Raw genomic sequence first — 21,231 nt, 5'->3', positions numbered from 1 at the left:
ATAGGGCAACGTGGCCACTTCCCCGAACGCAGGGACCTTCATGACTGCTTCCACCCTTTGGCTGGCCCTGGGCATCCTGGGCCAAGCCCTCTTCTCGGCACGTTTCCTCGTGCAATGGCTCGCGAGCGAGGCCCGCAAGGAGAGCGTCGTGCCGCCTGCCTTCTGGTGGCTGTCGCTTGCCGGAGGATCGGTCCTCCTGGCCTACGCCATCTGGCGGCAGGATCCCGTGTTCGTGCTGGGTCAGGGCTTCGGCCTGTTGGTGTACGGGCGCAACCTGGCGCTCTTGAGCGCGGCGCCGCGGCTCGCATGATCGCCGGTCGTCCCCTTGCCGCCCGCCGGTCCGGCGCCCGGTTGTCCGATGTCCGCCTCTCCGATATCCACCTTCCGCTGACGGCGCTTGCCACCATGCTGTTCGCGGTCCTGTGCGTCGCCTTCGTGCTTCTGCGTCCGCTCCTCCCCATCGACGAGACGCGCTATCTCACGGTGGCCTGGGAAATGTGGCTGGGCGGCTCGAAGCTCGTGCCGCATCTGAACGGAGAGCTTTACGGCCACAAGCCGCCGCTCCTGTTCTGGCTTGTCAACGCGGTCTGGTCCGTGACCGGCGTGAGCGAGCTCGCCGCGCGGCTCGTGGCGCCCGCCTTCGGGGCAGCCTCCGTCGTCCTGACCGCCCGACTCGCCCGGGAACTCTGGCCCGGCGAGAAATCGCGGGCGGGCCGGGCGGCCTTGATCCTTGCGACAACGGGCGTGTTCCTCGTCTACGGCTCGGGCACCATGTTCGATACGCTGCTGACGGCCGCCGTGCTGCTCGCGATGCTTGCGCTCTGGCGGCTCACCCGTGAGGGCGGCGCACAATGGGTCCTGGCCCTCGGGGCCGCGATCGCGCTCGGCATCTATGCCAAGGGACCGGTCGTGCTCGTCCACGTGATGCCAGTGGCCCTCCTCGCGCCGCTCTGGAAGCAGGGCGGCAAGGAGTGGTCGATGCGGCGCCACCTCGGACGTCTCGGCCTCTCGCTCTTTGTCGCGATGGCGTTGGTGGCCCTTTGGCTGGGGCCCGCTCTCATCCTGGGCGGCGCGGAGTACCGCGAGGAGGTGCTTTGGCGGCAGAGCGCCGGCCGCATGGTCAAGGCCTTCGCGCATGAGCGGCCCTGGTGGTGGTTCCTGGCGCTCCTGCCGGTCTATCTCTGGCCTTGGGGCTGGAGCCCCGCCGCTCTGCGCAGCCTCGCGCCCCGGGTGCTTCTGGTCGACCCTGCGTCCCGCTTCGTGGCGCTCTGGGTCATGACGGCGCTTGTGGCCTTCTCGGCCATCAGCGGCAAGCAGGGGCACTATCTCCTGCCGGAACTCCCGGCTCTCGCCCTTCTCCTGTCGCGCAGACGGCCCGAAGGGTCGCGCCTGTGGCGCCTGCCAGCACTGCTGCCTGCCTTGGTCCTGTCTGGCCTGGGCCTGGGCGTGGCTCTTGGGTGGATCGCGGTACCGGAGGAGCAGCTGGCGATGATCCCGGCTCCAGCGCTCCTTGCCTCGACGGCGCTTGTCGCGGCCCTGGCCTGGGCGCTCTGGCGCTGGCCTACCCATGTCGCGGCCTGGGCTCTGGTGGCCCCCCTCACCCTTCTCGCCTTCCACATCCTGGCAGCGCCGATCCTGGCCGGCACCTACGACCCCGCGCCGATCGGGCGCATCCTGGCGAGCCACGAGGAGGCAGACCTGGCGATCCGGGACAGCAGCTACCACGGCCAGTTCGGCTTCGCCGGGCGGCTGCTCCAGCCACTCGCGCTGCTGCGCGACGAGGCGGCGCTCGCAGCCTGGGCGGCCGAGCATCCCGGCGGGGTGGTGGTCGCCCCGGACCCTATCGAGGGCACCGGCTTTCCGGTGATCGCCCGCCAGCCCTTCCGGGGGCACGTCTATACGCTCTATCAGGTTCCCGAGGAGATGATGCCATGATCCCGCTTCGTGTGTCGGTGATCCTGCCCGCCAAGGACGAGGAAGGCTGCATCGCTGCGGTCGTGGCCGACATAGGCCGATCCCTGGCCGATATCGTCCACGAGATCATCGTGATCGACGATGGCTCGACGGATGCCACCGCCGCGCGCGTGCGGGCGATGATGCCAACCTCGCCAAACCTTCGACTCCTGCGGCACGACCGCGCCTGCGGTCAGTCGGCCGCGATCCGGACCGGGGTGCTGGCCGCCCGCGCGGACCTCGTGGCGACGCTCGACGCGGACGGGCAGAACCCGCCGGCCGAGCTTGTCGCCGTCCTGGCTCCGTTCCTGAAAGGACGCCGCGACCCAAGGCTCGGCCTGGTGCAGGGCCAGCGCGCGGCCCGGCAGGACGCCCTGTCGCGGCGCCTTGCCTCTCGGATGGCCAACCGCTTGCGCGCCCGGCTGCTGGTGGACGGCTTGCGCGACAGCGCCTGCGGGCTCAAGGCCTTCCCCCGCGAGGTCTATCTTCGCCTCCCGTACTTCGATCACATCCACCGGTTCATGGCGGCGATGGTCCTGCGCGAGGGTTTCACGGTCCTGCCGGTCGAGGTCAGCCATGCGCCCCGGCTAAGCGGCCGATCCAAGTACGGCAACCTCGGCCGGGCCATGGTCGGCGTCGTGGACCTGCTCGGCACAGTCTGGCTCCTGCGGCGGCGAAAGCTCCCCTCGGCCCTCGAGGTGGTTGGCGAGGATCGAGGGGCAGCCACTTGGAGTTCGCCTTCGCTGCCGAGGGGGCACGAGACCGACTTCGACATCTGTGCCGGACCTGTGGCGGCGAGCTGGCAGGCTTGCCCTTCGGCGATGTTCGGGCGCCCGCGCGATCCGCGGGTCCCCTGCATGGCCGCACCCGTCCGGCGCTGACCATAGGACTGCACGATCCGGCGAGACATCCTCGGTCCTCTGCGGCGCGAAGAGAGAGCGTGCTTTCCATGACAAACGATCAGCGGGCGATCCGCCGCAAGGTGCGGATCGTGGAGCCTGCGCCGGCGTCACTGGCGGCCCCTGCCACAACGGCATGATCCGGCTGCCGGATGGAACCCGCGTCCGCAAGGTCCGCACCAGCCGCTGCAACAAGCAGGGGCCCGGCCACCACATCCAGATGAACATGCGCCTCAACTGGCTTGCGGGCTTTGCCTTCGCATTCGAAGTCATCGCACCTCTGCCCCAGACTGTCTGACCACCGGGGGGTGGAAGCGGAATAGGGCCTCTGTCTGCCAAGGACGGCGGGGCTCGTTGAATCGGCGGTGTCCGGGCGCAAGCCTGAACGCAGTCTCGACCGGCGCGCCCGCATTTCGCCTGGGGAACATCCTTCTGCCAAGCCCGGCGCTGGCCATCACAGCACCGGGCCGCCCTGCCGCCCCTCGAACGCCCGACCTCTTCGACGGGTCAAGGTGTGCCGGCTCAGTCCCCAAGCCGGCGCAGGCCCGGGTGCAGGGTCCGCAGCGCCGGAAGGTCGGCCCGGAATCCCTCCTGCCCGATCCATTCCACCATGAGGGTGAAGTCTTCGGGCATGCGCGCGACCAGCGAGCCGGGCAGGGGGAGCGGCAGGGCGGGCCGATGCCCCGACCGGCGCAGGCTCTGCACCATCTCGGGCCAGGTCAACTCGTCCCCGGCCAACTCGATCTCCCGCCCGATCCAGTCCTCGGGGTGATCGAAGGCCTCGGCTGCGAACCAGCCCACGTCGGCGGTGTCGAGAAGCTGGATGGGGCGGCGCCGGTCCACGTCCCGCCGGAACATCGACAGCATCAGCGTGCGGAACATCAGCGTCCCGAAGTTGTCCATGAACACCGCGGGCCGCAGCACCGTGGCGGGCAGGCCCAGGTCGCGGATATGGTTCTCGATGTGCCACTTGCTCGCGAAATGCGGCACGCCCGAGTCGCGCTCCGCGCCCGCGACCGAGGAATAGACGAAGTGGCTGACCCCCGCCTCGGCGGCCAGGGTGGCAAGGCGCTTGCCCTGCCGTTCCTCGCCTTCGGGGCCCTGACCCATCGGGGTCTGGACGCTGTGGACGCCGTAGACGCCCCGGAGCGCGGCGCGCAGCGAGCCTTCGTCGTCAAGGTCGCCCTTGGCCAGCGTCACGCCCTGGCGGGCTAGGGCTTGCGCCTTGGCGGCGGCGGGGTTGCGCACGAGCGCGCGCAGGTCCCAGCCGCCCTTGCGGCGGATCATCTCGCGGAGCGTGGCGCCGCCTTGCGCGCCGGTGGCGCCGGTGATGAGAAGGATGCGGGTCATGGCGTCAGGCCTCTTGGCCCCACTGGCGTTGCGCAAAGACGTGGAAGGGCTCGGGCCGCAGCCCGTCGTAGCGCGTGTTCTGGACATCGCGCAGCGGCGGCACCGTGAGCATGAAAAGCTGATAGCGTTCGCCGATGCGGGCATAGGGGTTGGGGTTGAGGGCCGTGGTGGCCTCGATCTGCCGGCGCAACTCCTCCACGGGGCCCAGCGACTCGCGCCGGAGCGGCTGGCCTGTCGCGGCCTCGACCGCATCCGCCATGTCGTTGAACGAGAGCTGGGAGCCCGAGACGGCGAACTGGCCCGAGGCCAAGTTGCGGTCGAGCGCGGCGAGGGCGGTGAAGCGCTCCGTGTCCTCGATGCTGGTGAGGTCGAAGCGCTCCTCTCCCGTGCCCCAGAAGCGGACCGCGCCGGCGTCCCGGTCGAGGATGCCCGCGAAGGGGGCGGCCACCACATCCATGAACCCGCCGTTCAGGACATGGATGACCTCGAGGCCACTCTGCGCGATCCGGGCGTCGGCGCGCTTGCGCAGGTCGAAGGGCAGGTGCAGCGCCGTCGGCCCCTCGAAGAAGTCGAGGGCAAAGTCGGATGGCAGGATGCGTCGCACCCCGTTGCGTCGTGCGGCGTCCATGAGGGCCAGCTGTCCATCCAAGATCACCTCGGGCCCGCCCTGCACGCAGGACACCACGACCTCCACGCCCTGGGTGGCGCGATCGAGGCTCGTCGGGTCGGCGAGGTCGCCCTCGATCACCTCTGCCCCCCCAGTCGAACATGTCCCCCACCCTCTGCGCCTTGGCCGGGTCCGCTAGCGTGCCGGGCCGGACCAGAAGGCGAAGGCGCGCCTCGGGCTCCGTCAGGAGATGGTGCGCAACGCGCGAGCCCAGGTGGCCTGTGCCGCCCACGGGAAGAACTGTCTGAGTCATGGCATGTCTCCGTTGGTGTTGCCCGGAGATGGACCGTTCCGGTCCGGGCGCACAGGCTGCAAGCCGTGGACTTCCCGTTCCGGAAATGGAACGATGCCCCATGCTCGACCTGTCGGACCTGCGTGTCTTTGCGAGAATTGCGGATCAGGGCAGCCTGTCGGCGGCGGCCCGCGCGCTCCGGGCGCCCAAGTCCTCGGTCAGCCGCTCGCTCGCCCGCCTTGAGGATCAGGTCGGGCAGGCGCTCGTGGAGCGGACCGGCCGGCCGGCGCGCCTAACCGATGCCGGGCGGCTTCTGCTGCCGCATGCGCTGCGGCTGCTAAGCGACGCGGAGGAGGCCGAGGCGGCGCTCGGGGCCTTTGCGGGGGCACCCCGGGGCGATCTGCGCATCAACGCGCCTTACGTGTTCTCGCAGTATCTGGTCGCGCCCATGCTGCCCGCGTTCCTGGCGCGCCATCCAGAGGTCCGCGTCATCCTGGAGGTGACCGACCGGCAGATCGACATCCGGGGCGAGGAAGCGGACGTGGTGATCCGGGTCGGGCGGCTGGCCGACTCGGGCCTGATCGCGCGCAAGCTCCTGAGCATCGGGCTGTGGCTCTGCGCGAGCCCCGGCTATCTGGCCCGGGCCGGGCATCCCGGCGATCCGGCCGAGCTGGAGGGGCACGCGCTCCTCACCTGGGCGGACAGACCCACGACCTGGGACCTCCGCCACGCCGACGGGCGGGCGGCGCGGGTCGAGGTTCCGCCCCGGACCGTGGTGCCCGAGCCCGCCGCGCTGCGGGCGGTGCTCGTCGGCGGCGCCGGGATCGGACGGCTCCCCGACTTCGTGGCGCGCGAGGCGGTGGCGCGGGGTGACCTCGTGCGCCTCCTGCCCGAATGGAGCGGCGACGCGATCCCGGCGCACGCGCTTTATCCGAGCCACCGCAGCCTGTCGGCCAAGGTGCGGGTGTTCATCGACGCGCTGCTGACACATCTGAGCATGGCCGATCGCGAGCCTTGACGGACTTGCGGGTGGAACGGCGATGCAGAGGCCCAGACGGGCTCAGACGAGGTGCCGGGACGTCCGCTAATCCGCGCCCGCGATGCGGTCGAGCAGTTCTCTCATCAAGTGCCGCTCGCCGGGGCTGAGGGCTTCGACGCCGTCGAGCGAGGCCCGGAGCGCCATGGCCGCGCCGCGCGGACCGGGCACTGCTGGCGCCTCGCCGGTCATCGCGGCCAGTGCGGCCTCTCGGGCCGCCGTGGACAGGCCGGGGTCGCGGGCCGCCTCGGGCTGGCCAAGAAGGGCAAGGACCGTGCCGGTGCCGGCGGCGTGGATCAGGAGGACCGCCCGCTCCTCGGGCATCCGAAGACGCCCGGACAGCGCGACGCGGTGGACGCGCGCGCGCAGCACCGCGATGCCGGCCTCCACGGCGGGCGAATGGGACTTCTGGCGGGTCTCGCCGGCCATGATGGCAAAAAGGCCGGGATTGGCGAGACCGAAGGCCACGTGCCGGTCCCAGCCCTCGCGCAGGTCCTCCAGAGGGTCGGGGTGGGGCTCGCAGGCGGCCTTGCCCGCCATGTAGGTGGCGATCTCGGCCTCTGCGACCGCGTCGAGCAGGCCCTGCTTGTCGCCAAAAAGGCGGTACAGCGTCGGCGCCTGCACGCCCGCCGTCGCAGCAACCGCGCGTGTCGTGGCAGCGTCGCGCCCTCCTTCGCCGATGAGGCGCGCCGCAGCCGCGATGATCCGCGCTCGGGTCCCTGGGGTCTCGAGCTCCAGCGCTTCGTCGTCTGGGCGGCGCGAGGCCTCGGGTCTGACGGAGAGGGTGATCGGGGTCTCGGACGAGTCAGCCATGGCACGATCGTAGCAGCAACGGTTACCAACGCCAGCACACTATTGATATCATCGATAACGGTTGTAAGGTGCCTGCAGTTATCGCTGATATCACATGATCGGAGCCCGCCCATGATCGTCGTTACCGGAGCCACCGGCCAGCTTGGCCGTCGCATCGTCGAGGCGCTTGCCGCCCGTGTAGGGGCGGGCCGTGTCGTGGCGAGCGCCCGCGACCCCGGCAAGGCGCAGGAGCTGGCCGCCCTGGGGGTGGAGGTGCGCCACGGCGACTACGAGGACCCGGACAGCCTGAAAGGCGCGTTCGCGGGCGCGTCGCAGGTCCTCCTCGTCTCCTCGAACGCCCGCGCCACGGGCGGCGACACGCTCGCGCAGCACCGCCGCGCCATCGAGGCCGCACGCGAGGCGGGCGTGGGCCGGGTCGTTTACACCAGCCACATGGCGGCGGGCCCCGGGTCCCAGTTCCCCCCGGCGCGCGACCACGCCGCCACCGAGGCGATGCTGGCGGAGTCTGGCCTGCGTTGGACGGCGCTGCGGCACGGCTTCTATGGCACGAGCGGGCTCATGATGATCCAGGAGGGGCTCGGGCGCGGCATCGTCGAGGCCCCGGCCGACGGCCCGGTGTCCTGGACTGCCCACGACGACCTGGCCGCGGCCGATGCCGCGATCCTGGCAGAGGAAGGCCGCTTCGACGGACCCACGCCGCCTCTGACCGGATCCGAGGCGCTCGACTTCGCGGCGCTTGCCGGGATCGCCTCGGACCTTCTGGGCCGCCCTGTCGCGCGAACGGTCATCCCCGACGAGGACATGCCCGCGCGCCTGGTCGCGCGTGGCCTGCCGCCCCGCGCCGCCGAGATGATCATGGGCTATTTCCACGCGGCCCGTGCGGGGGAGTTCGCCACGGTGGACCCGGCTCTGACGGCTCTCATCGGCCGCGAACCCAGACCGATGCGTGAGGTCATGCGCGAGCGGCTCATGGTCTGAATGGGACGGCTCGCGGTCACGGCCGCCGCGTCAGTTGCGGTGTCGGCGCCAGACCAGACGGTTCGGCGCTCGCCGGCCGAATGGGCGGGGCCTATAGCCGAAACTACGCCAGCCGATCTGACTTCTGTTGCTCCGCAGGGTTTGACGGGTAGCGGCCATTTCCAGTTTGTCCGTCGACAGGTGATGTCAGATTGATGGCGCGGCTTAGGATCGGAGGGTCTGGTCCATCCGGGGTTGGGGTCAGCCGGCTCGGGCGTGGCGCAGCCAGTGCCAGTGCCAGTGGGTCAGGGTCTGTTTCCTGATGCGCTCCCGCTCGGCCGGGATGGCCCGACCCCGGCCGAGCCAGACGTCGGAGGGCGTGAGACTGCCCAGGCTCTCGTGGTCGCGGTCGTCGTCGCTTGCGTCCACGTCATCGTTGACGACAACTTGACCGTGGGCCCTGACCTTATGGCAGATGGCCGATCTGACCTCGAGTTCGTCCCGTGGGTCTGGTGGGGGATTCCGGTGACGCCAAGATCCATCGGTTCTGGCCGAGCCGCCGGCCATTTGATAACGGGGGGATGAGCTTGGGTCGGGCAAGGTCCAGATCCCGTCCGATCTTGCTCACTGATTGTCTTCAATTCTAGGTTGCTCCGAGCGGCTGATCCCAGACAAGTGAGATACGCTTTGCCCGAAGTCATTCGCCAACTGTTCGACCCTTCCTCGGCCATCCGCGTCCGCGAGGTTGAACTCTTGGAAGAGGACAACTTCCACCGGCTGCGCGAGAAGCTCGCCCGTATCGTCATGGACGAGATGTACCAGTTTGTGGGGTTGCTCGACGCGAACGCCCGTCTGCTCGAGGTGAACCGGGCTGCTCTCGAGGGAGCAGGCATTCGCCTTGAGGACATCCGGGGCAAGCCCTTCTGGGAGGCCCGCTGGTGGACGGTGTCAAAGGACACCATGGCCGAGCAGCAGGAGGCGTGCCGCCGCGCGGCTGCGGGCGAGTTCGTCCGCTACGATGTGGAGATCTACGGCCGAGCGTCGGGCGAGGAGACGATCATCATCGACTATTCGCTGATCCCGGTCAGGGACCGCGAGGGCAGAGTCGTGTTCCTGCTCGCCGAAGGGCGCAACATCACCGAGAAGAAGCAAGGCGAGGCCGAGATCGCGCGCAAGAACCAGGAGCTTCAGCAACTTCTCGACCGCGTGCGCGAACTCGATGAGATCAAGAGCCAGTTCTTCGCCAATGTCAGCCACGAACTGCGCACGCCGCTAGCGCTGATCCTGGGACCCACCGAGAAGATGCTGATGGAGGGGGACAATTTGACAGCGGCGCAGCGGCGGGACATCGAGGTGGTCCGCCGTAACGCGTCGATGCTTCTCAAGCACGTCAACGACCTGCTCGACCTCTCGAAACTGGACGCCGGCAAGATGGAGGTCAGCTATGGTCGAGGCGACTTGGCCCAGCTTCTGCGGGCAATGGCAGGTCACTTTGAGGCTTTGGCGCCTCAACGCCACATCCGCTTTGTCGTGGAGGCGCCAGACTCGATCCCGGCCGAGATCGACGCCGACAAGGTCGAGCGCGTCGTACTCAACCTCCTATCGAACGCCTTCAAGTTCGTGCCCGATGGAGGACGGATCCGCTGCGCGGTCCAGGTGACGCCCGAGAGCCGAGGGCTGATCACGGTGCAGGACAGTGGTCCTGGTGTTCCGCCTGAGATGAGGGGGGCGATCTTCCAGCGGTTCCGGCAAGCGGACACCGGAGCGACGCGCCAGTTTGGCGGTACGGGGCTGGGGCTTTCCATTGCCAAGGACTTCGTGGAGCTGCACGGCGGCACGATCTCGGTCACTGAGGCCCCGGACGGCGGCGCCCTGTTCATGGTCGAGATACCTCTGAGAGCACCAGAAGGCATCACAGTGCGGGCCGGAGCAGCCGAAGCTGAGGCCCGGGCCGGTGTGATCGGCGGAACGCTGGACGAGTTCGCCTTGGATGCCGATGACCCAGGTCCAGCCATGCCGGACGACATCCCGACAACCGGCCGGCCGCGGGTGCTGGTGGTGGAGGATAACAGCGAACTGCGTCGACACATCACTGAGACCCTCGCGCAAGACTTCGAGATCGCATCAGCCCAGGATGGGGCTGAAGGGCTCGAGAAGGCCGTGGCCCTCTGCCCAGACCTGATCATCACCGATGTCATGATGCCCCGTATGAGCGGGGATGAGCTCGTGGCCGCCTTGCGCCAGCGGGATGAGGTCCGCGACGTGCCGATCCTGGTCCTCTCGGCCAAGGCCGACGATGCGCTGCGGGTGAGGCTGCTGGCGGGCGGGGCCCAAGACTATGTGGTCAAGCCGTTCTCGGGGGCGGAGCTTCGCATTCGGGCTTCGAATCTCGTGTCGATGAAGCGAGCCCGCGATGTGCTCCGCGCCGAGCTCGATACCCGCAGTGGCAACATCGAGGCACTGGCGCATGAGGTCACCCGACGCAACCAGCAGTTGGAGTACGCTGCACAGGCTCTGCGCGAGTCGGAAGCGAAGTTCCGCACGATCACCGAAACGATGCCTCAGATCGTGTGGTCTACGCGGCCTGATGGCTATCACGACTATTACAATCTTCGATGGTATGAGTTCACGGGAGTGGCCCAGGGTTCGACCGATGGCGAGGGTTGGAACGCCATCTTCCACCCCGAAGACCAGCCCAAGGCCTGGGAGCTTTGGCGGCACAGCTTGGCGACAGGCGAGCCCTACGAGATCGAATATCGCATTCGCCACCATTCAGGCGAATACCGCTGGACTCTGGGCCGGGCTCTTCCTGTCCAGGATCAGGCTGGCACGATCACCCGCTGGATGGGCACCTGCACTGACATCCATGACCTGAAGCAAGCGCAGGAGCATCAGCGGCTCCTCACCGCCGAGTTGAGCCACCGGGTCAAGAACGCTCTTGCAGTGGTTCAATCGATCACCTTCCAGACCCTCAGGCGCAGTGCCTCGCTTGAGGATTTCTCAGCGTCCTTTCAGGGCCGCCTTCAGGCTCTCTCGCAGGCCCATGATCTGCTGCTCCGATCCAAATGGACGGGCGTGTCCCTTCGTGATGTTGTGAGGGCCGAGCTCGCTCCTTATGCAGGAAGCGCTGTGCTGGTCGAAGGCGGCCCCGAAGTGGTGCTCGACCCGAAGCAAGCGGTGGCACTCGCGCTCATCCTCCATGAGCTCACCACCAATGCCGCGAAGCACGGCGCCTTGGCGGCTCCCGAAGGTCGTCTTCGGATCCACTGGCGCTCCAAGGTTCAGAGCAAGGAAGCCCATCTATGCTTTGAATGGCATGAAAGCGGCTTGCTGGCGGTGCCCAACGTTGCGCGGGAGGGCTTTGGCACGCGCCTGATCAGCCGCTCAGCCCAGGGCGAGCTGAACGGTTCCGCGACAAAGAGCGCGACGGAAGGCAAGCTCGTTTGGACGCTCGACTTCCCCCTGGTTTTGCAGTCCCGTGCGGCGGCTTGAGGAACCCACAATGCCTGTAGCCGATCCCGAATGCCTTGTGGGCCTGCGCGTGCTCGTCGTCGAGGACGAGATGCTGATCGCCATGACGATCGAGGACATGCTCGAAGATCTTGGATGCTCGGTTCTGGGCCATGCGTCCTCCGTCGAGGACGCGCTTGAGCGGGTCAACCGCGAACGGCCCGATGCTGTCACACTCGACGGCAACCTGGCCGGGCAGATGAGCTCTCCAGTGGCCGAGCGCCTTGCTGATCTGGGAATCCCCTATGTCGTCATCACAGGGTATATCGAGAGCACGCTGGCGGACCCGATCCTGAGCAAGGCCCCACGGCTCAGCAAGCCCTTCACCTCTGCCAGCCTGGCACATGCAGCTGCCCTTCATCTGTGCCGGCCCTAGAGCGGACCAGGCAGGAACGCTCGGCAGACGATTGAAGCCTTATCGAGCTCCGGCGGCTGTCGAGCGCTTCACCCAGGCAGACAACTTGGGCCGCCCTTCCACCAAGCAAGATCCTGTTCGGCGTTCACAGGAGCATCGGCGTCTTTCCCGAGCCGAGCAGCCTTGAGGCGGGCGGTGGTGGCCTGGCCGTGCCTTTGTCTCGGCCTTGGTGAGTCCACGGGCCACGCGGGCCGTTCGTTCCGCCTTTTGCCCGACGGACGACAGCACAGTGCGAAACGCCGGGTGCTCCGTATCGGGAGGATATGGCTTTGAATGGGGGTCTCGAACCGAGCGCTGTCCAGGGAGGCCTACGGGAACGTATTCATGAGTCCTTTGATGCAGTCGGGGGAAGCGCGATCGTGCTTGAAGCCAAGTCCCGCTCACGGGGGCTTATGCACGGCTGGGGGGCCACATGTTACGCTCAGGCTCGACAGCAACCGAGGATCAGGGAAGCGAGCCAGAACGTCAGCCGCGTGACAGATGTTAAAGGGGCAACAGTTCGAAAAGGCACTGTCATGCTCCCTCACGCGTTTGTCCCTTACGGCTCCAACCTGTGCCGCGCGTCCTTGGATGCGCAGGTACGATCCAACCTCCAGCTCGCCTAACCCCGTCCCTCCTGACGAGTGCGGGGCTGACTGGCGGTTTCAGCAGGTGCTGGATGCGCTGGCCGAGAGGCATGGGCCCGCCCGCCCGATCAGCCCGGCAGAGGTCTCGGCCGCAGCCGCACCCTTTTCGGTCTCAGGTCGCTCCGGTTGAGGGTCACGCAGCCAAGATCTTTGCCATCTTCTTGTGGTTGCGCGCGGTGGCTGCGAGCAGGAACTGCTCGCCCGCACCCTGCAGGCCGCGAAGGCGCAGCCTGTGCAGCCCGTTGTTGTGCTTGATACAGGCGAACAGGCGCTCGATGCGGCGGCGCAGGCGCAAGGATGTGTGGAACTCGAGTGTCACCTCACGGTCCTGAACCTTTCGGCGCACATCTCCGAAGCGCGAGCGGGTCAGCTTGCGGCGCCGATCCCGGATACAACTGGTCCGGATCGGACAGGCTCAGGGCCGAGCCCATCTCGGAGCAAGCCTTCCGCTGGGAGATAAACGAGGACGCCATGGCGACCGAGAAGCTGGCCGAGGGCATCCGCAACTTCCACGCCGACGCGCTGAAGCTGGGAAAGATCATCGAAGAACGGCTCGGGGCCTGAGGGGGCACGGCGGGGTCGGCCAACTCTTGATGTCGATTCAAGAGTACAGACGCAAAGGTCTCCCTCTGGCGTCAACGTATGTGCACTTGCACGGTGTCATCGCAGGAGCGCCAATCGGCGTGTGACGTCAGGTCGGGAAGGCGACGATGTATCGTCAGGAGGCGGGTGGCTCCCAAGCTGTCCGCTTTTCCAGATCGAGATTCCGGTGTGCCGAAGGGTCGGTTCAGCATCCTCGTCTCGGCTTCTTGCACTCTGCATGAGGGCCAGCTACTTTTTCTCCGAATCCGTTGGGGTGCCCATCCGGGCTGAGAGGCTGCTCGCCAACCCATCGAACCTGATCCGGGCAATGCCGGCGTAGGGAACGGAGTATGATGCGGCAGGGCCGACCACGCCCGCAGTCCCGTCCTCCTTCCGTTCGCCGTGGAAGGAGGAAAACGATGGGCGCAGCCGCCGCACTGACGATCGCCGGCTCCGACAGCGGAGGGGGCGCGGGCATCCAGGCCGACCTCAAGACCTTCTCGGCGCTCGGCGTCTACGGCGCGAGCGTCATCACCGCCGTAACGGCGCAGAACACGGTTGGCGTGAGCGGCGTCGAAGAGGTCTCGCCCGGCATGATCGGGGCCCAGATCGCCGCCGTGCTGGGCGACATCGGCATCGGCGCGGTGAAGATCGGGATGCTCGCCTCGCCGGTGGTCATCGAGGCCGTCCACGACGGGCTGAGAGCCTTTGAGGGGCCGATCGTCCTCGACCCGGTGATGGTGGCGAAGTCCGGTGACGCCCTGCTCGCCCCGGGTGCGGTCGCGGTGCTCGTTCAGGACCTGCTCCCACGCGCCGACCTTCTCACGCCCAACCTGCCCGAGGCGGCGCGGATGCTGGGCCGGAACCCCGCCACGACCAAAGCCGAGGTCCTGGCCCAAGGACGGGCACTCCTCGCTCTCGGGGCAAGGGCGGTGCTGATGAAGAGCGGGCATGCGGAGGGTTCCCTCTGCGTGGACCGCCTTGTGACCGCAGATGACATCATCGAGTTCACGGCGCCGCGAATCCTGACGCGCCACACGCATGGGACAGGCTGTTCTCTGTCCTCTGCCATTGCAGCGGAGCTGGCCAAGGGGGCCGATCTCCCAGCGGCGGTCCACCGGGCCCATGGCTGGCTTCATGGCGCGATCCGCGCGGCGGACCGGCTCGGCATCGGCTCGGGCCACGGCCCGGTTCACCACTTCCACGAGGTCTGGGCATGACCCTTCGCGCCACGGTCGTCGGAGGCGGTGTGGCGGGCCTCTGCACGGCCACGGAACTCGCCTCGCGTGGAGTTGCCGTAACGCTCGTCGACCGGGAGAAGCGGCCCGGCCCGCACGCCTGCTCCTGGTGGGCGGGCGGGATGCTGGCTCCCTTCTGTGAGGGCGAGACCGCGGAGGAGCCGGTGGTGCGCCTGGGTCAGGCGGCGGCTGGCTGGTGGGAGGGGCAGGGGGTCCCGGTCACCCGGGCGGGAACGCTGGTCGTGACGCTCGGGCGGGACCGGCAGGAACTCGATCGCTTCGCCCGCCGTACCCATGGACACTGCACGCTCGACCGCGCCGGCCTCGCGGAACTCGAGCCCGACCTCGACGACCGGTTCGATCGCGCGCTCTTCTTTTCGGAGGAGGCGCATCTCGATCCGCGCCGCGCCCTGGGTCACCTGCGCGACCGGCTGCCCGCTCTGGGCGTACAGTTCCGTACCGGGAAGACGGATGCCCACGGACCTGTCTTCGACTGCCGAGGTCTCGCCGCTCGCGATGCGCTGCCCGACCTGCGAGGCGTGAAGGGCGAGATGCTGGTCCTGCACGCGCCCGACCTCCGGCTTGGGCGGCCCGTCAGGCTCCTGCACCCGCGCTGGCCCTTCTACGTCGTGCCGCGCGGTGATGGCGTCTACATGCTCGGGGCCACGCAGATCGAAAGCGGTGAGCGGGTTCGGCCTACGGTCCGCTCGGCGCTCGAACTCCTCAGCGCGGCCTATGCGCTGCATCCGGCCTTCGGTGAAGCCGAGATCCTGGAGATCGGCGTCGACGCGCGGCCCGCCTTTCCCGACAACCTCCCCCGCCTCAGGCAGCAAGGCGAGGTGATCCATGTCAACGGGCTTTTCCGCCACGGCTTTCTGATGGCGCCTGCGCTGGCGCGGATGGCGGCCGACCTCCTCTGCAACAATGTCCGACCGGAGCTGATGAATGAAGATCACGGTTAATGGGACCGCCACCGATGTGGTGGCTACGGACTTGCCCGCGATCCTGCGCGAGCTTGGCTATGGCGACGGAAAGGTCGCGACCGCCGTCAACGAGCGGTTCGTGCCGGTAACGGCCCGTTCGGGCGCAGTCCTGCAGCCGGGCGACCGCCTTGAAGTCGTGACGCCTCGGCAGGGGGGCTGAGCGATGCCGGTGTTCTACGACGTCGAGGTGACCTCCCGCCTGATGCTCGGCACGGCCCAGTATCCATCGCCCAAGGTCCTCGCCGAGGCCTTCTGGCGCTCGGGGGCTGGCGTCGCCACCGTCTCGGTTCGCCGCGAGGCCGGGGGCGAGCGGGCAGGAACCGCCTTCTGGGACCTGGTGCGCGACCTGGGCGCCCGCGTGCTCCCCAACACCGCGGGATGCCATTCCGTCCGCGAGGCAGTGACAACGGCGCACATGGCGCGCGAGCTGTTCGACACGCCCTGGATCAAGCTCGAGGTGATCGGCCACGCCGACACGCTCCAGCCCGATCCCTTCGGTCTCGTCGAGGCCGCGCGCATCCTTTGCGAGGACGGCTTCCAAGTCTTCCCCTACACGACCGAGGACGTGGTGCTCGCCGACCGGCTGCTATCCGTTGGCTGTCGGGTCCTGATGCCGTGGGGGGCGCCGATCGGCACGGGGCTGGGGCTCGTCAACCGGTACGGCCTAAGGACGCTGCGGGCGCAGTTCCCGGATGTGCCACTGGTGATCGACGCAGGGCTCGGGCGGCCCAGCCAAGCGGCGGAGGCCACAGAGATGGGCTTTGACGCCGTGCTCCTGAACACCGCCGTGGCCAAGGCCGGTGATCCGGCCGCGATGGCCGAGGGGTTTGCCAAGGCGGTCGAAGCGGGGCGGCTGGCCTATGAGGCCGATCCGATGGAGCCGCGCGACATGGCTGCGCCTTCGACGCCCGTGGTCGGCCGGGCGTTCCTGGCATGACGCTCGACAGATTCTACCCAATCTTCGACGACGTGAACTGGCTGACACGCATGCTGCCCCTCGGCGTGCGTCTCGTGCAGCTCCGCATCAAGGACGGGCCCGACGCTGAATTACGTCAGGCCGTCGAACAAGCGCTGGCCCTGTGCCGGAGCCACGGTGCGGTGCTGGTCGTGAACGATCATTGGCAGCTTGCCATCGAGGTGGGCTGCGACTGGGTGCATCTGGGGCAGGAGGACCTCGACACCGCCGACCTGCCCGCGATCCGGCGGGCCGGGATGCGGCTGGGGGTCAGCACGCACGATCATGCGGAGCTCGACCGCGCACTTTCGCTGGTCCCTGATTACGTAGCACTGGGACCGGTCTACCCGACCATCCTCAAGCAGATGAGGTGGGATCAGCAGGGCTTGGAGCGCGTGACCAAATGGAAGCGCCTCGTCGGCAGCATCCCCCTGGTCGCCATCGGCGGGATGAGCGTGGAGCGCGCGGCCGGGGCCTTCGCCGCGGGGGCCGACATCGTCTCGGCCGTGACGGACATCACGCTCCACGCGGACCCCGAGGCGCGCGTCCGCGCCTGGATCGAGGCGACCCGATGACCCGCTACGCCCGTCAGATCGCCGTGCCCGTGCTGGGGGCCGAGGGACAGGACCGGCTTCGGGCCGCCCATGTCCTCGTCGTCGGGGTCGGGGGGCTGGCCGCCCCGGTGCTGTCCTATCTGGCCGGAGCCGGAGTTGGCTGTCTCCGGCTGGTCGATCCCGACCGGGTGGACCTGTCCAACCTCCACCGCCAGACGCTTTTCACCGAGGCCGACGTGGGGCACCCCAAGGTCCAGGCCGCTGCCAGACAGATCGTCGCGCTCAACATCGACTGTGGGGTCGAGCCCATCCAGCGCCGCCTCGACCCAGGCAACGCCGCCGCGCTCTGCGCCGGGATGGACCTCGTGCTCGATTGCGCCGACAGCTTTGCCGCGAGCTATACGCTGTCCGACGCTTGCCAGAGGGTTGGCCTGCCCCTCGTATGCGCCTCCGTCATCGGTCTCGAAGGATATGTTGGCGCTTTTTGCGGGGGTGCCCCAAGTCTCCGTGCCGTGTTCCCCGACCTGCCGCCGCGTGCAGGCACCTGCGCCGAGGAGGGCGTGCTGGGTCCGGTGGTCGGGGTGATCGGCGCCGTCCAGGCGCAGATGGCCTTCGCTGTGCTGGCCGGGCTGCACCCGTCGCCCCTGGGCCAGCTCGTCACCTTCGACGCGCGCGGCTTCCGTTTCGGCGGCTTCCGCTTCGACGGCGCACCCGAGCCTGGGCGAAGCCCCGCCTTTATCGCACCCGAGGCTATCGGCTCTGCCGATTTCGTCGTCGACCTGCGCGGCGAGGATGAGGGACCCTTGGTCCGCCCGGGTGCGCTTCGGCGGCCAGTGGCCGCCTTCGACTCACATGGTTGCAGGCCCGAGCCGGGCCAGCGGGCCGTTCTCTGCTGCCGTTCCGGTTTGCGTGCCTGGCAGGCGGCGCAGCGGTTGGCGGAGGTTTGGGACGGAGAGATCGCATTGGTCGCGCTGGGCGACCCGGAGGGCTGACATGAAACGCATTCTGCTTGCGGCGGCGCTCACGGCGGCTACGCCTGCCTTCGCGCAGGACCGGCTGACGGTGATGCTGGATTGGTTCGTGAACCCCGACCACGGTCCCATCGTGATCGCGCAGGAAAAGGGCTACTTCGCCGAGGCAGGGCTGGAGGTCGAGGTGATCGCCCCTTCCGACCCCGCCGACCCACCCAAGATGGTCGCGGCCGGACGGGCCGATCTGGCCGTGTCGTATCAGCCGCAGCTTCATCTTCAGGTGGCCGAGGGAATGCCGCTGGTTCGGGTGGGCACGCTGATCGACGCGCCCCTGACCTGCCTCCTCACGCTCCGGGATGGCCCCGTTCAGGACATTGCGGACCTCCAGGGCCGGCGGGTGGGCTTCTCCGTTCCCGGCGTGCAGGAAGCCTTGCTGGCGCAGATGCTCGAAAACGGTGGCTTGACCCTCGATGACATCGAGTTGGTCAACGTCGGGTGGTCCCTCTCGCCTGCCGTGATGTCGGGGCAGGTGGACGCCGTCATCGGCGCATTCCGCAACTTCGAGCTGAACCAGATGGAGATCGAAGGTGTCGCGGGCCGCTGCTTCAACCCGGAGGACGAGGGCGTGCCCGCCTATGACGAGCTGATCTACGTGGCCAACCCCGAACGAATGGATCCCGACGTGATCCGCCGTTTTCTGGGCGCGACCGCGAGAGCCACGCAGTTCATTCAGGATCGTCCCGAGGAGAGCTGGGCCGTCTTCTCGGGCAGTTCGGCCGAGCTCGACGACGAGCTGAATCGGCGCGCCTGGGCAGACACGGTCCCGATGTTCGCCGCCCGTCCGAACAAGCTGGACGAGGATCGATACGCCAAGTTCGCCGAGTTCCTCCGCACTGCGGGCCTGATCGACGAGGAGCAGCTGACCGCAAGCTTGGCCGTCGATCTGGAGGCTCAGTGAACCTGCCGGGCCGAAGGGCATTCGCGCAACCGCAAGAGGATGGGGTGAGTTCGTGCTTTGCGCGGCCAACGGCGCCCTCCGTTCATTTCTCGGGACGGGTGCGAGTCGGGCCGGCAACCATCATCGGACCGCTCGCGCTGGAGGTCGGAGGCGGGCGCTGGACCTGCTTGCTCGGTCCGTCCGGTGTGGGCAAGTCGACGCTTTTGGCCCTCCTGGCCGGCTTGGACGATCACCTCAGCGTCGAAGGTGAGTTGCGGGCCGGGGACGACGCACCCTTGGCCGGGCGGGTTGCCCTCATGGCCCAGAGCGATCTCCTCCTGCCGTGGCTGGATGTCTTGGGCAACGTGACTCTGGGCGCCCGCCTGCGAGGAGAGCGGGCGGACCTAGAGCACGCGCGGCAGGTGCTGGACCGGGTGGGGCTGGCCGACCATGCAAAGTCATGGCCGGCGACCCTGTCCGGCGGTCAGCGCCAACGCGTGGCCCTGGCCCGCACGCTGATGGAGGACCGGCCCGTGGTGCTCCTGGACGAGCCGTTCTCGGCCTTGGACGCCGGTACGCGCGCCCGCATGCAGGACCTCGCCGCCGAACTGCTGGTGGGGCGCACTGTCCTTCATGTCACCCACGATCCGGCCGAGGCTGCGCGCCTGGGGCATGAGGTTCTCCTCCTGACGCGCTCCGGCCTGTCGCGCGTGGAGCCGCCCGCGACCCGTCCGCCGCGCGCCTACGATGCGCAGGACACACTCGGCTTTCAGGGACACCTCCTGCGCCAGTTGCTGGAGGCAAGGTGAGGCGAGTGCTCAATGGTTTGGCCGCGGCAGTCGTGGGATTGCTGGCTTGGCAAACCCTGGTCATGCTTGGCGACCTGCCCCCTTTCATCCTGCCCAGCCCGATGCGGGTCGCTCAGGCTTTCTGGTCGAATGCGCTCGTGATTGCGGGCCATGCGGCCGTCACGCTGGCCGAGATCCTGACCGGCCTCGTGCTCGGCGCGATCTTGGGTGGGCTCTCGGCCGTCCTGCTCGCCGCCTCGCCCCTGGCCCGGTCGGCCCTGCGTCCCATACTGGTGCTGAGCCAGGCGATCCCCGTCTTCGCTTTGGCCCCCCTCCTGACCCTGTGGCTTGGTTATGGCTTCTGGCCTAAAGTCCTCATGGCGCTCCTGATCATCTATTTCCCCGTGACCTCGGCCTTCTTCGACGCCCTGGTCCGGACACCGGCCGACTGGGTCGGGCTGGCCCGGGTCATGGGCGCGCGGCCCGCCGCAATCCTTTGGCACCTCCGCGTCCCGGCGGCGCTGCCAGGTCTCGCCTCGGGCCTGAGACTCGCAGCGGTTTACGCACCCATCGGCGCGGTCATCGGCGAATGGGTGGGCGCCTCCCAGGGTCTGGGTTACCTCATGCTGCTCGCCAATGGGCGGGCCAAGATCGACCTAATGTTCGCCGCCCTGATCGTGCTCGTTCTCATCACGTGGATCCTGCATTGGGTGGTTGATGCATCTTGTGAATGGCTCCTCGGCAGGACGAGCGCGTAAGAATGTGCAGCGCCCGGCGGCCGGACTCGGTTCGGGATTTGTGATCCACGGACTCTGCCTAGGTGTCCGAACGAAGCTGCCAGACGCTCCCGGCAGTTAAGCCGGCTGCCGGCAAGCTCGACAGCGTCAACGCTCTTTTAGCACCCGTCCTGTAACCCTCGCCCTGAGCAGAGCTGGTTCCGGGCAGGGCGAAGCACCCGCTCTTCCTGACCGCAGTTCCCAACTCCTCACGGACAGGCCAGTCCGTGCGGATCCCTACAGTGTATGCGCCTCGGATCGCTGCATGAGCCCGAGCCAACTAGGAGTACCTGATGCGTCTTACTCTCAAGCTCAAGTTGGCTGGCGTATTCACGATCATGATGGGGCTGTCGACGGGAAGCACGCTCCTCGGCATCTCCGATCTGTCGTTGCTCAACCAGCGGCTCAACGACGTCGTCGCCAACGAGGCCGAGATGGTGCACCTCGCCCAGGCGCTTACGCTTCAGGTTTCAGAAATTCAGACCGAGGTGCGGGAATACATGATCTCGGACGGGCTCAAGGAACGGATCGACATCCGGGCCCAGATCAACGAGATGCGCAAGATGCACGACGACGTCGAAGTCGCCCTCAAGCAGATCGCACCGGCAGCCAGTCTCGAACTCCTCGACAGGTACGACCAGCTTCTCGGCTCCATTCGACAGATCAACAATGAAGCCATGACCCTTGTGGACGGCTATCAGGAAGAGGATGCGCGTCGGCTGGTCATGGAGGATGGCAGCCAGGTCTGGGCGGAGATGAAGGACACGCTGAGCCAAGTGCTGGAGCAGAGCCGACACGACATGACCGTCGCGAGCCAGGACACCAGCGCCCTTTATGTCTGGTCCCGCACTCTGCTGGTGACGGCGATGGTGATAGGGGCGGTGGTGGGTATCGCCGGCGCCACCTGGATCATCCTGACCATCTCCCGTGGCCTGAACCAAGCCATCGGTCTGGCCAGCCGGGTTGAGGCGGGTGATCTGACGCAAACG

The 21,231-nt window shown here is 67.9% G+C and carries 23 protein-coding genes, 1 pseudogene and 1 riboswitch; of the genes and pseudogenes, 19 read left to right on the top strand and 5 right to left on the bottom strand.

The features are described from left to right. Nucleotides 1-40 precede the first annotated feature (40 nt). From FHG66_RS11130 to FHG66_RS22890, 4 genes are all read left to right on the top strand, one after another. Nucleotides 41-310: a lipid-A-disaccharide synthase N-terminal domain-containing protein gene (locus FHG66_RS11130; protein ID WP_139076834.1), complete on the top strand. Its 270-nt coding sequence runs from the start codon at nt 41-43 to the stop codon at nt 308-310. After that, nucleotides 307-1,935 carry an ArnT family glycosyltransferase gene (locus tag FHG66_RS11125; RefSeq protein ID WP_139076833.1) on the top strand — a complete coding sequence of 543 codons (1,629 nt, stop codon included), beginning with the start codon at nt 307-309 and terminating at the stop codon, nt 1,933-1,935. The genes FHG66_RS11130 and FHG66_RS11125 overlap by 4 nt, the downstream gene beginning before the upstream one ends. Next, a complete protein-coding gene (locus FHG66_RS11120) occupies nt 1,932-2,834 on the top strand; it encodes a glycosyltransferase family 2 protein (protein ID WP_139076832.1) in 903 nt (300 codons plus the stop codon). The genes FHG66_RS11125 and FHG66_RS11120 overlap by 4 nt, the downstream gene beginning before the upstream one ends. Nucleotides 2,835-2,988: 154 nt before the next feature. Next, the gene (locus tag FHG66_RS22890; protein WP_176556212.1) at nt 2,989-3,150 is read left to right on the top strand and encodes a hypothetical protein; all 162 of its coding nucleotides are present in this window, start codon (nt 2,989-2,991) and stop codon (nt 3,148-3,150) included. A gap of 224 nt (nt 3,151-3,374) precedes the next feature. Here the strand turns inward: FHG66_RS22890 and FHG66_RS11115 are convergent, their stop codons facing one another. Together FHG66_RS11115 and FHG66_RS11110 are read right to left on the bottom strand one after the other, a co-directional pair. Beyond that, nucleotides 3,375-4,202 (bottom strand): NmrA/HSCARG family protein, encoded by an 828-nt coding sequence (locus FHG66_RS11115; protein WP_139076831.1) that lies wholly within the window; start codon nt 4,200-4,202, stop codon nt 3,375-3,377. A 4-nt stretch (nt 4,203-4,206) separates the two neighbouring features. Next, a pseudogene (locus FHG66_RS11110) lies at nt 4,207-4,956 on the bottom strand (NmrA family NAD(P)-binding protein); the annotation flags it as partial. 266 nt (nt 4,957-5,222) lie between these two features. On the opposite strand from FHG66_RS11110, the gene FHG66_RS11105 reads away from it, so the two are divergent. Further along, nucleotides 5,223-6,119: a LysR family transcriptional regulator gene (locus tag FHG66_RS11105; protein ID WP_139076829.1), complete on the top strand. Its 897-nt coding sequence runs from the start codon at nt 5,223-5,225 to the stop codon at nt 6,117-6,119. 66 nt (nt 6,120-6,185) lie between these two features. Here the strand turns inward: FHG66_RS11105 and FHG66_RS11100 are convergent, their stop codons facing one another. Continuing rightward, a complete protein-coding gene (locus tag FHG66_RS11100; RefSeq protein ID WP_139076828.1) occupies nt 6,186-6,950 on the bottom strand; it encodes a TetR/AcrR family transcriptional regulator in 765 nt (254 codons plus the stop codon). Between the two features lie 111 nt (nt 6,951-7,061). Between FHG66_RS11100 and FHG66_RS11095 the strand changes: the two genes are divergently transcribed. Beyond that, nucleotides 7,062-7,928, top strand: coding sequence for an SDR family oxidoreductase (locus tag FHG66_RS11095; RefSeq protein ID WP_139076827.1), 867 nt, complete (start codon nt 7,062-7,064; stop codon nt 7,926-7,928). 240 nt (nt 7,929-8,168) lie between these two features. Here the strand turns inward: FHG66_RS11095 and FHG66_RS21560 are convergent, their stop codons facing one another. Further along, on the bottom strand, nt 8,169-8,336 hold the full coding sequence (locus tag FHG66_RS21560) for a hypothetical protein (RefSeq protein ID WP_176556211.1): 168 nt from the start codon (nt 8,334-8,336) through the stop codon (nt 8,169-8,171). 258 nt (nt 8,337-8,594) lie between these two features. Between FHG66_RS21560 and FHG66_RS11090 the strand changes: the two genes are divergently transcribed. Both FHG66_RS11090 and FHG66_RS11085 read left to right on the top strand, forming a co-directional pair. Next, entirely contained in the window at nt 8,595-11,399 is a 2,805-nt protein-coding gene (locus tag FHG66_RS11090) for an ATP-binding protein (protein WP_139076826.1), read from the top strand. A gap of 10 nt (nt 11,400-11,409) precedes the next feature. Then, entirely contained in the window at nt 11,410-11,793 is a 384-nt protein-coding gene (locus tag FHG66_RS11085) for a response regulator (RefSeq protein WP_139076825.1), read from the top strand. Between the two features lie 798 nt (nt 11,794-12,591). On the opposite strand, the gene FHG66_RS11080 is transcribed toward FHG66_RS11085, so the two are convergent. Beyond that, entirely contained in the window at nt 12,592-12,864 is a 273-nt protein-coding gene (locus tag FHG66_RS11080; protein WP_139076824.1) for a transposase, read from the bottom strand. Here FHG66_RS11080 and FHG66_RS22610 point away from each other — a divergent pair. From FHG66_RS22610 to FHG66_RS11025, 11 genes are all read left to right on the top strand, one after another. Further along, nucleotides 12,756-13,022 (top strand): transaldolase family protein, encoded by a 267-nt coding sequence (locus tag FHG66_RS22610; protein ID WP_139076823.1) that lies wholly within the window; start codon nt 12,756-12,758, stop codon nt 13,020-13,022. The two genes, FHG66_RS11080 and FHG66_RS22610, sit on opposite strands and share 109 nt — an antisense overlap. A 278-nt stretch (nt 13,023-13,300) precedes the next feature. Next, a riboswitch (TPP riboswitch) is annotated at nt 13,301-13,400 on the top strand. A 59-nt stretch (nt 13,401-13,459) separates the two neighbouring features. Beyond that, the gene (gene thiD / locus FHG66_RS11070) at nt 13,460-14,260 is read left to right on the top strand and encodes a bifunctional hydroxymethylpyrimidine kinase/phosphomethylpyrimidine kinase (protein ID WP_139076822.1); all 801 of its coding nucleotides are present in this window, start codon (nt 13,460-13,462) and stop codon (nt 14,258-14,260) included. Continuing rightward, nucleotides 14,257-15,240: an FAD-dependent oxidoreductase gene (locus FHG66_RS11065; RefSeq protein WP_139076821.1), complete on the top strand. Its 984-nt coding sequence runs from the start codon at nt 14,257-14,259 to the stop codon at nt 15,238-15,240. Before thiD ends, FHG66_RS11065 begins: the two co-directional genes overlap by 4 nt. Beyond that, nucleotides 15,224-15,421 carry a sulfur carrier protein ThiS gene (gene thiS / locus FHG66_RS11060; RefSeq protein WP_139076820.1) on the top strand — a complete coding sequence of 66 codons (198 nt, stop codon included), beginning with the start codon at nt 15,224-15,226 and terminating at the stop codon, nt 15,419-15,421. Before FHG66_RS11065 ends, thiS begins: the two co-directional genes overlap by 17 nt. Before the next feature lie 3 nt (nt 15,422-15,424). Beyond that, nucleotides 15,425-16,198, top strand: coding sequence for a thiazole synthase (locus FHG66_RS11055; RefSeq protein ID WP_139076819.1), 774 nt, complete (start codon nt 15,425-15,427; stop codon nt 16,196-16,198). Continuing rightward, the gene (locus tag FHG66_RS11050; protein ID WP_139076818.1) at nt 16,195-16,791 is read left to right on the top strand and encodes a thiamine phosphate synthase; all 597 of its coding nucleotides are present in this window, start codon (nt 16,195-16,197) and stop codon (nt 16,789-16,791) included. Before FHG66_RS11055 ends, FHG66_RS11050 begins: the two co-directional genes overlap by 4 nt. Then, complete coding sequence (locus tag FHG66_RS11045) at nt 16,788-17,762, top strand: HesA/MoeB/ThiF family protein (RefSeq protein ID WP_139076817.1); 975 nt, start codon at nt 16,788-16,790, stop codon at nt 17,760-17,762. Before FHG66_RS11050 ends, FHG66_RS11045 begins: the two co-directional genes overlap by 4 nt. Nucleotide 17,763: 1 nt before the next feature. Next, nucleotides 17,764-18,699, top strand: coding sequence for an ABC transporter substrate-binding protein (locus FHG66_RS11040; protein ID WP_139076816.1), 936 nt, complete (start codon nt 17,764-17,766; stop codon nt 18,697-18,699). A gap of 44 nt (nt 18,700-18,743) precedes the next feature. After that, nucleotides 18,744-19,487 (top strand): ABC transporter ATP-binding protein, encoded by a 744-nt coding sequence (locus tag FHG66_RS11035; protein WP_176556210.1) that lies wholly within the window; start codon nt 18,744-18,746, stop codon nt 19,485-19,487. Continuing rightward, nucleotides 19,484-20,224, top strand: coding sequence for an ABC transporter permease (locus FHG66_RS11030; protein WP_246082562.1), 741 nt, complete (start codon nt 19,484-19,486; stop codon nt 20,222-20,224). The genes FHG66_RS11035 and FHG66_RS11030 overlap by 4 nt, the downstream gene beginning before the upstream one ends. A gap of 311 nt (nt 20,225-20,535) precedes the next feature. Then, nucleotides 20,536-21,231: MCP four helix bundle domain-containing protein (locus FHG66_RS11025; protein WP_139076815.1), on the top strand; the 696-nt coding region annotated here is incomplete at its 3' end.

Source organism: Rubellimicrobium rubrum (assembly GCF_006152115.1).
In the GTDB taxonomy this organism is placed as follows: Bacteria; Pseudomonadota; Alphaproteobacteria; order Rhodobacterales; family Rhodobacteraceae; genus Rubellimicrobium; species Rubellimicrobium rubrum.
This window is presented reverse-complemented; position numbering and strand designations above follow the sequence as displayed.